The sequence below is a fragment of the Emticicia sp. genome (genome assembly GCF_049241225.1).
Classification (GTDB): Bacteria; Bacteroidota; Bacteroidia; order Cytophagales; family Spirosomataceae; genus Emticicia.
Genome location: NZ_JBMLRC010000323.1, coordinates 24,061 through 35,037, shown reverse-complemented (window position 1 = coordinate 35,037; position 10,977 = coordinate 24,061). Strand labels below are relative to the sequence as shown.

The window sequence follows — 10,977 nt, the reverse complement described above, 5'->3', positions numbered from 1 at the left end:
ACTGGGAGAACATCGCTTCTTGTTGAGCGAAAGTTTGGTAGCTTACTGATAATGCTCCAGCGAGCAATAGGGCAACTAACCTGCTTTTCAGGTGTGTAAAGTTTTTCATTTTTTACCAAATTAAATAGTAAAGATATAATGCTTTTAAAGGTTCATCAATGTAATATGTAACCGTTTAAACATTTTTATACTCAATAGCAAAACAAAGTTACATTAAGATTTTGAAATGCCAATTTTTTTTTATTAAGAGTTATGGCATCTCTTCAAGCTTGAATATCAAATAGTTATACTTTGAGAAAGCTATGTTTTTTAATTATTTGGTTACGATTTTGATAAATCCCGACTATTTTTCTGTTTGGAAAAATTCATCAGGATTTATCAAATCATTGATTTTATCTGGCAATGGTTATGTACTTAATTTGTGGCTCATTACTCCAGAAGCCTGCTGCTTTTACGCAGATGAAGTACGTTCCATCAGGCACACCTACTCCTTTACCTCCAAGCACAATGCCGCTGTTTGCTTCGCCATTCCAACCTTCTACTTTTGCAAAGTCAGTGTTTTGGTAAACTAATTGACCCCATCTGTTGTAGATATATATTTCGGCAGCTACGTTTTCAACACCATTAATGCCTTTGATGATAAACAAGTCGTTTTTACCATCTCCGTTTGGTGAGAACGCTTGCGGTATCTTACCTCTGTTGGTTGTATCAGTGATTGCTGTCTGACCTTTGATTGTGATAACCGTTGGCTGGTTATTATTGCCTGGGTTATTATCGGCATCCGGGTCTGGATTCAAGCCTGTTTGAGAAATATCTCTCACATTGTTAGTACTATCTTTGGCTGTACCTGTGATGCTATTAGAGTAAGTAGCATCGCCTTGTTTCGCACTCAATAATCTTAGTTTGAATGTGAGCGTATCAGATGCACCAGCTGCTAATGAGCTACTATCGGCAATCAACATTGTCATTTTGCTTACACCGTTGATAGTTTTTCCTGTAAATGTCGTATCAACTTTCAGTTTACTGTTCTTACTAAGCGTTGGTTTACCGACCAGTATGAACTCTGCACTGTCAGCAAATACTCTATCAAGACTATCAGTCAATTGTATATTTGTGAGTTTACGAGTACCGTAGTTTTTCACAATTACTCTATAAGACAGGTTATAACTACCATCAGCATTTCTTATCGAGTCAAGCGTTGCTGCTTTAGCGATACCAAATGTTGTATTGAATGATGGAATGATTACACCACCATTTCCAAGTTTCACTGGTGTTGCAATACTGTTATTTTTTGGTGTACCGTTGGCATCAGGATCAGGATCGTTACCATTAGTTGATAAGTCATCAGTTGATTTATTGCTTGGGTATTTACCTATCACCAATGCTTGGTTTTCAAAGTTTGCTTTGTTTGATGTTGTAGTCAAGCGTGCAAACAATGTTACATTTTTCTCTGTATTTGTGGCCAATGTACTTAGAGAATCAACCAATAAATTGATTAAACTTCCGCGGCCTGTGTAGCTACTATTAGCTGTTAGGCCAGTATCAGCTGTTACTTTTACAGAATCAATTTTCACGCTATCACCAAATGCCATATTCAAGTTATCTTGAATTTGTACACCTGTAAATGCCACCTTGCCGTAGTTTTTCACTTTGAATGTAAATGTTACATCGTAGGTATTAGTTGTTCCAGTTACTAACTTAGGCTCGCTTGCACTTTTCGATATACCGATGAGTGCATCTGGTAAGCTATTGAAGTTGATAACGGTCGGTGAGTTGCCCGATGGGTCTGGATTTATACCTGAGTTTGACGCATCGGTTATAACCTGACCACTTGGTGTTTTAGCCGTAACTATTACTGTATTTCTAAACGGCCCTTTATTACCGTTGAGTTTCACATTTACTACCCACGTGAGGGTATCTACTTTATTTGGTGCAAGCTCACTTGCTTCTAGTAACATACAAGTTTTGGTTGTACCGTTATACGAAGAATCTACTTTCAAGAGGCTTCCTGCACTCACTGTTGGTTTTATTGCGAGCTTGGCAACGGCTGGTGATGTGAATGTTCTTGATAATGTATCACATACTTGTACGCTACTCAAATTCAAGTTACCACAGTTTTTGATGACGGCCTTATAGGTAATGTTATAGCTGCTATCGGCTTGTCTTACTGTATCTTTTACGTAGAGTGCGATTCCGATACATGGTACTTCGATTGAGCTACCACCACCTGTATTAAGATTCAGATTTGTAGGGTTACTTCCTGGGACATCAGGGTTTGTACCCGCATTCGATACGTCGGTCACAGTTTCTTTTGTTCCCGATGTAAGGGTACCTGAGCCAGAAACAACCGCGATATTGGCAAATTCCTTAAGCGTATCTGGTCTTACATTAACTGTGAACTTCAAGGTATCTGTTTTTCCGATTGCTATTGTGCTACCTGCAAGAGTTAATCTTGTATCGGTTGAACCATTGAATGCACTATTAAGTGTCAATTGGCTATTGGTATTTTTGCTCGGTGCTGCCACAACTGTAAATGTTGATGGAGCTTTAAACACCTTGGTTAGGGTATCTCTTACGATTACATCATTCAATGTCAATGAACCGTTGTTTTTCACGAGCAATTGATAAGTTACATCATAAGATCCATTTGCCTTCTTAGTTGTATCCAAAACGATTTTCGCAAGACCAACACTTGGTGACTTGAAGAGACGAACTACTGTAGGTTCTGCACTTTCTTTCACTATTGTTTTGCCGTTGTTTGAAACATCAGAGGCTTCGCTCAGATTACCGAAAGCTGTTCCAACCCCCGCTATGAATGCGTTAGTTGAGAATGGTCCTTCCTTGCCATTTGGTACAATATTGACTACAAATTTGATAGTATCAACTTTGCCAACCGCAATGCTACTTTCTTCTGGGATTGTCAAATTGAGATCGGTTGTACCATTAAAGCTATCGTTTGGCTTCAATAGGCTTCCTACACCAGCTGTTGGTTTCTGAACGATTGTAAATGTAGTTGGTGCTGGGAACATCGTTGCGAGGTTCTCTGTGACTTTAACACCTTCCAATTTAACTGTTCCACATGCTTCTACCAATGCTCTGAATGTAATATTATAGCTACCATTTGCTTGGCGTGTTGTATCGGCTGATAGAGCGATTGCGGCACAAACTTCTTGGCAAGTTTTACATTCAACTGTCCATTGGCTGATATTATTACTCAAGATTGGATCAACCTGTGTAAGTTTAGTAATCTTGGCAGTGTTGATAATCTGACCAGCTTTTGTCGTTTTAGCATCGTAGGTGTAAGTTCTGGTTGCACCTGCTGGTAAATTACCGATTACACTTAGTAATGAGTCAGTGCCAAAAGCTGTAAATCCTGGTGTTGTTGATGTAATCGTTAAGCCTTTTGGCAATACGTTTACAACATTGACATTGGTTGCGGCTTTTACTGTACTGTTGTTTTTAACCGTAATTGTATATTTAATTGGGTCGCCGATATTGAGTTCAACACGAGAACCAACAATTAAGACACTTACATCAACTTTCGAGGTATCGGTTACTACATTACACTGATCAATAGTCACAATGATCGGAGATGCTTGGCTGTAACAACCAATACTGCTCTTCTCAATAACATAGTATGTGCCAGATCCTACGGCTGATGCATTGGCAAGCATCGGGCTATTTGGCGAACTTCCCGTATGGAATTCAAATACACCACCTGTACTTTGTGTTTGGCTTGTCACAGAATTCGCCAAGTTTACAGTAGTTGCAGGGCAGTTATTCTTAGTAATTGCACTTACAGTCGGTGCTGCAATAGCATCGCCAAGTTTCACTATAATTTCGTTTGAGCTAAGTGAAGCACAGCCACTGTCATTGATAAGTTTCACTGTGTAGCGGCCTGGTGTTTTTACACTTATACTCTTTGTTGTTGCTCCCGTGCTCCATTTGTACGAACCAGCAGTTGTTGCTGTTAATAGGACTGAGTCGCCGAAACAAATATTTGGTGATTTGTTAGACTCGATTGTTGGAATTGTTTTCACACCGTTGAGTGTAACAGTGAAACTTGATACTGCAGCTACACAAGAACCATTATCATCTGGGTCATTGGTAGTAAGAGTAAATTTCACGCTTCCTTTTACTACATCATCATTTGAATAAGTATATTTAGTATCCAAGCTTAGAGCGTTATCGAATGTTCCTTTGCCATCAGTTGTCCATTTTGCACTTCTAGCCGAACCTCCAATTTTACCTTTAAGTGTGAAGAAATCAGCACTTAAACAAACTGTGGTATCTTTTCCTGCCATGGCAGTAGCTGGGTTTGCTGTACAATTAATTGGGGCTTCGCAAGACGTAATATTAACATTAATTTTAGCACCTTCACTGTAGCATCCGTTGCCTGCTTTCTCAAATACATAGTAAGTTCCTGTACTCACTGCCGATGGATTTGTTACCGCTGGTGAACCTGCAGTTGCACCTGTACGGAAGACAAATATTCCGCCCTGAGAAGAAGCTGCACTTGTTACTGCAGTTGTAAGATCAACTGTAACGAACGGGCAAGTATTTACCAAATCTCTTACTGTTGGTTTTCTCAATCCACTACCAGTTACTTGTACAGTGATTACATTTGATTTTTCACTTTGACATGTACCACCATCACAAATTGCTGAGTAGCTTGTGAGGCTTGTTGGAGAAACTGAGATAACCGCTCCAATTTGGCCATCTGACCATCTGACAGTTCCTGTACAACCAGCTGCTTCGATTTGTGTGCTTGAGCCACTACAAATTTGTGTGTTTTTGCATGTAACCACCGGAGGAATTGGGTTTCCAACCGTAATTGTTGCTGCCACTGATGGAGCAGATTCACAAGAGCCGACTTTACAAATAGCTGTATAAACTGTTGTTACCGCAGGATTTATTTTAATTGAGGCCAATGTTTGACCGCTTGACCATAACACGCTTCCACTACATCCTAATGCATTGAGGGTAAGGGTATCACCTTTACATATTCTCGATGCTGAACAAGAAATAATTGGGGGTTCTGGTTTCGAGATAACATTTATAGTTATTACATTCGATTGATCGCTTGTACATCCTCCCTGAGGCAATTTACACACAGCAGTGTAGTCAGTGGTGTTGCTCGGTGTAACAGAGATACTTGAGCCAGTGAGACCATTTGACCAAACAGTTGTTCCTGCACAGCCATTTGCTGTTAAGATTACTGTATTACCTGCACATATTGATTCTTTATTTCCGGTAATTGTTGGTTTGTTTGGTTTTCCAACATTTACAGTTACGATATTCGATTTATCACTTTCACAAGATGTTGTTTTACAAATTGCTGAGAAAGTTGTTGTTGTGGCCACACTTACAGTAATGCTTGAGCCAGTAGATGCATTAGCCCATACTACTGTTCCGGCACAACCTGTTGCTGTTAATGTTACTTGACCGGTTTCGCAAAGGGAAGTTGCTGAAGCTGATATTACTGGAGGAGTAACATTTGCTGGCACGATAATAACAGCATTTGAGTTGCCGCTTGTTCCACAATCATTTTTACAGGTAGCAGAGTATGTTCCTGCACTTACGATGATTGATGAACCAGTCGCACCATTGCTCCAATTGACAGTTCCACCTGCACAACCTGTAGCAGTCAAAGTAACGGTTTCATTACCACAAACTGATGCTTTGTTAGCTGAGATAATCGGTGCGTTTGGTGCTTGACCACCAGCAATGTTAATAGTTTTAGAAGCAGAGCTTTCACATGCATCAACGATACACTTAACTGTGTATGTAGTAGCGACTGTAGGAGTTACATTGATTGCAGCTGAAGTTGCACCAGTTGACCAAAGTACGTTACCATCACAGTTGCTTACATTGAGTGTTACCGAGCTACCACCACAAACAGTCTCTGCCGAAGCAGTGATAGTAGGAGGTGTTTGGTTGATAACAGTGATTATAGCATCTTTCGAAGGGCTACTTGAACAAGCATTTACGGTACAAATAGCGGTATAATTAGTTGTTACAGTTGGTTTTACGACCATCGTAGTACCAGTTGCACCATTGCTCCATATAACCGAACCTTCACAACCGTTGGCAGTAAATGTAAGAGATTCACCCGCACATATTCTTTCTTTACCACACGTTACGATAGGTGCCGCAGGCTTAGGATTAACCGTTATTACTTTTGTAGCTTTACCACTACAATTATTTACTGAGCAAGTAGCTTCGTAGGTAGTAGTAGTGGTTGGAGAAACTGTGATAGACGAAGTCGTCGCACCAGTTGACCAAGTGATTGCACCCGCACAGTTGCTTGCTGTGAGTGTTACGCTTTCACCAACACAAATGCCATCTTTTGTTGAAGTAATAGTCGGTGTTTGACCTCCGTTTGTACTAACATTAATAGTTTTTGTTGCGGTGAAGCTACATTGTGTTGTCGTACAAGTAGCTGTATATGTTGTTGTAATGGTAGGATTTACAGTGATTGACGATGCCGTTGCACCTGTACTCCAAACTACCGAACCTGAACAGTTATTTGCAATGAGAACTGCTGATCCTCTACTACATACTGTTTCGTTTGGAGCAGTAATAGTAAATGGAATAAGTATAATATTTGGAACATTCAATACATTAGATTGAGTGCTTATTCCACAACTGTTTGAGCAAGTGGCTGAATAAACACCTCCATCAACAACAATCGATGAGCTTGTTGCACCCGTATTCCATTTTAATGCTCCGTTACAACCAGTGGCCGTGAGGGTTGTTTTACCATCACATGGGTTAGTTGAGCTAATGGCAACTATTGGTGCGTTTGGTGCTTGACCACCAGCAATGTTAATAGTTTTAGAAGCAGAGCTTTCACATGCATCAACGATACACTTAACTGTGTATGTAGTAGCGACTGTAGGAGTTACATTGATTGCAGCTGAAGTTGCACCAGTTGACCAAAGTACGTTACCATCACAGTTGCTTACATTGAGTGTTACCGAGCTACCACCACAAACAGTCTCTGCCGAAGCAGTGATAGTAGGAGGTGTTTGGTTGATAACAGTGATTATAGCATCTTTCGAAGGGCTACTTGAACAAGCATTTACGGTACAAATAGCGGTATAATTAGTTGTTACAGTTGGTTTTACGACCATCGTAGTACCAGTTGCACCATTGCTCCATATAACCGAACCTTCACAACCGTTGGCAGTAAATGTAAGAGATTCACCCGCACATATTCTTTCTTTACCACACGTTACGATAGGTGCCGCAGGCTTAGGATTAACCGTTATTACTTTTGTAGCTTTACCACTACAATTATTTACTGAGCAAGTAGCTTCGTAGGTAGTAGTAGTGGTTGGAGAAACTGTGATAGACGAAGTCGTCGCACCAGTTGACCAAGTGATTGCACCCGCACAGTTGCTTGCTGTGAGTGTTACGCTTTCACCAACACAAATGCCATCTTTTGTTGAGGCAATAGTTGGTGCTGTACCTGCTGCACCAACAGTAATAGTTAGTGGAGTAGACGGATTGCTCGAACACTCACCAACTTTACAAACTGCTGAGTAAGTTCCAGTGCTTGTCGGAGTAACGGTAATGCTTGAGCCAGTTAAGCCATTTGACCAAGTAACTGATCCAGAACATCCATTTGCAGTAAGTTTTACTGATTTACCAGCACATATTGAGTTGTTGTCTGCAGTAATAGTTGGAGGAGCTGTTGGAGTTCCAACTGTTACATTAATTACATTCGATCTATTACTTACACATGTAAGTTTAGCACAAGTAGCTGTATATGAAGTATTTGCAGTTGGTGAAACCGTGATTGATGGTGTGGTAGCACCTGTTGACCACAAGATTCTTCCTGAACAATTGTTGGCGGTGAGTGTTACACTTCCACCATTACAGATTACATTCGATGTTGAATTTGAAGTAATTAAAGGAGGAGCAATCACGTTTACAACCACTTGTACAGGGTTTGATTTTGTACTGATACAGTTATCATTTATTTTACACTGAGCTGTATAAGTTGTAGTTGCTGTTGGTGTCACAGTAATCATATTACCTGTTTGTCCATCAGACCAAACAACTGTTCCATTACAACCAATCGCTTCGATAGAAACACTTTCACCAAGGCAGATGTAAGGGTTTGCACAAGCAATAAGTGGTGTAATTGGGTTACAAACTGGTTTTATAGATATTTCGGCATCATCATCGTCATCTGCATTTTTATCAATACCATCGTTTGGTGTTGAATTAGGGTCTTTTTGGTCAGATTTTGTAATTTGAGCCCAGTTTTTAATCGTACCTGTTGTTGCTGTAATTTTTGTTACGATTTGGAACGTAACCGTTTGGCCAACATTAATTTGGTTGAATTTCGCTACGACTGTATTGCCAGTCGTTACGATACCATCACCACCGGTTGCACTGATTATCTGTAAACCTGCCGGTACAATATCAGTTGCCTCCACATTTGTTGCATTTGAAGGACCGTTGTTTTTAACTTCAACAAAATAAGTGATTTGATCACCAGCTGCTGGATTAGTATTACTCACGATTTTATTCAAACTCAAATCTGCAAGTACTTCAACAACTTTAGGTGTAATTGTTACTTTATCATCGTCATCTTCTTTGTTCGTTTTTCCATTACCAGGCGTTGAATCTATATCTTTTTCAGTCGCTTTTGTAATTTGAGCAAAGTTGGTCATTGCAGCTGAGCCTGTTACTTTAGCAATATATGTCAAAGTAATTGTTTGATTTGCTGCTATATTTGAAATAGTTGATGTTAATACACCACTTGTATTTGTAAAGAATGCACTTGATACGAATTGTAAGCCAGCTGGTAATTCGTCAGTTACTTCAACAGCGGTTGCTGCATCTGGGCCAGCATTTGTTACTCTGATTGTAAATGTGATGTTATCTCCTACATTTGGAGTGATACTATCAGCTGCTTTTGTTAAGCTCAAGTCGATAGATTTTTCGCAATTTTTTAAAGTAACTTTCAATACTGTCGGGTTACTGTAACATCCCGCACCTGATTTTTCAAATAAATAATATGTGCCATTACCAACTGCTGTAGGGTTTGCTACTAATGGAGAGTTTGGATTAGCTGCTGTGTGCCACTCAAAGCTTCCACCTGGAGTAGATACGGGATTAATGATGAAACTATTTAGATTGATAGTTTTACCAAGACATTCCTCTACTGCACCCACGCAACTTGGGTTGGCTGGACGTGCATTTACAACGACTGCTACCGGTTGGCGTGTATTTGGACAACTTTCGGGAGCATTAGCAATTTCTGCATAGTAAACTGTTGTACTTGTAGGGAACACAATAAAATTAGCTCCACTGTTTGTTGTTGTAATTGGACTACCACCAATTGATGTTAGATACCATCTTACTGTACCACCCCCTGAAACAGTTGCTCTGATTGCAGTTGTATCGCCTGAGCATATATCTCCATCAATAGCTATAGCTACTAATTCAGAACATACTACTGGTACATAGATTGCAGCATCAATGGTAGGATTGTCTTTCAATGCTGGTACTAATGGGTCGATACTAATTTTTGGAGAATAACCAGTTGTTGAGTTAAAATCACTGTCTTTTGTATCATCGCCGGCATTAGTTTTTGTTGAAAGTAAGTAAGTCGCTGGTAATGTGCTAGTAATGATTCGTACTACATAATCACCTTTTGGTAAATTATTGAAAGTGTAGAATCCGCTTGCATTTGTTGTAACAGTATTAATAGCAGCACCTACTGGATTGCCTGAGGCATCCGAAGCATAAAGTTCTACTTTTACTCCTTCTGCACCCGTTTCACCTACATCTTGTAAGCCATTATTATTTGTATCTTTCCATACAAAGTCTCCGATTGAGCCAAGCGGGCTATAAATAGCACCATCAACTGTTAAGATATCTTTCTTAGTTGCATCGTAAGGGTCAACCACGATTTTGTCTGATAGCCCTGTGCTTGGATTAAAGTCACTATCAATTAAATCATTTGTTCCAACATCTTGCTTAGAAGAAAGTTGAGAACCTGCTGGAATTGAAGTTGTGATAACTTTAACTACATAATTTCCTGCTGTTAAGCCAGTGAATAAGTATTTGCCGTTGGCATCTGTTGTATCTTTTTTCAATGCAGATCCAATGGGTAAACCAATGGCATCGGAGGCATACAATTCTACAATAATTCCACTTACACCTGTTTCGCTTAAATCTTGCAATCCGTTATTGTTAGAATCATTCCATACAAAGTCTCCGATAGAACCAAAAGAAGTTCTAAGACCAGCATCAACTCCTGTATTATTACGACCTACGTTACCAATTGGTAAGGTAGTATTAATTGTAATCAGGTCAGTTGTGCCATCTGGATTTGGGTCACTATCTAATGCTGAATTACCCCCTAAACCTTTGGTAGTAATTATACTTCCTGCCGGAATAACAAATTTCACTGTGTAGCTACCATTCAATAAGCTATCGAAAAGATATCTACCACTAGCATTAGTTATAGTTGAATCAAGCTTCGCACCAGTCGCACTCAATAAGTAAACTTTCACACCGGCGAGTGGAGAGTCGCCAGCATTTTGGATACCATCGCCATTATTATCTGCGAACACGTAATCGCCAATCGACCCAACAGGGACGAAACCAGCGTCGATTTGAAGATTATTTCTAAGGGTATCGGTAGTAGGTTTGGTAGTGTCGATAGAAATCAATTGAGAAATGCCATTTTTGTTGGCATCGCTATCGGTCACGTCAGCACCTGTATTTTGCTTAGCGGCGATTGTACCTGCCGGAGCCACAAACTGGATTCTGTACGAACCACTAGTAAGGCTATCGAAAAGATACAGACCACTAGCATTAGTTATAGTCGAATCAATTTTAGCACCGGTAGCACTCAATAAATAAACTTTCACACCGGCGATAGGAGCCTCTCCCGAATCTTGTTGTCCATTATTGTTTACGTCAGTCCAAACGTAGTTACCAATAGAACCG

Annotated in this window: 1 protein-coding gene; it reads right to left on the bottom strand. The window is 39.9% G+C overall.

All coding sequences use genetic code 11. The features are described from left to right. Positions 1 to 392: 392 nt before the first annotated feature. Positions 393 to 10,970 carry an SdrD B-like domain-containing protein gene (locus ACOVO2_RS17380; protein ID WP_421771199.1) on the bottom strand — a complete coding sequence of 3,526 codons (10,578 nt, stop codon included), beginning with the start codon at positions 10,968 to 10,970 and terminating at the stop codon, positions 393 to 395. Between the last annotated feature and the right edge of the window lie 7 nt (positions 10,971 to 10,977).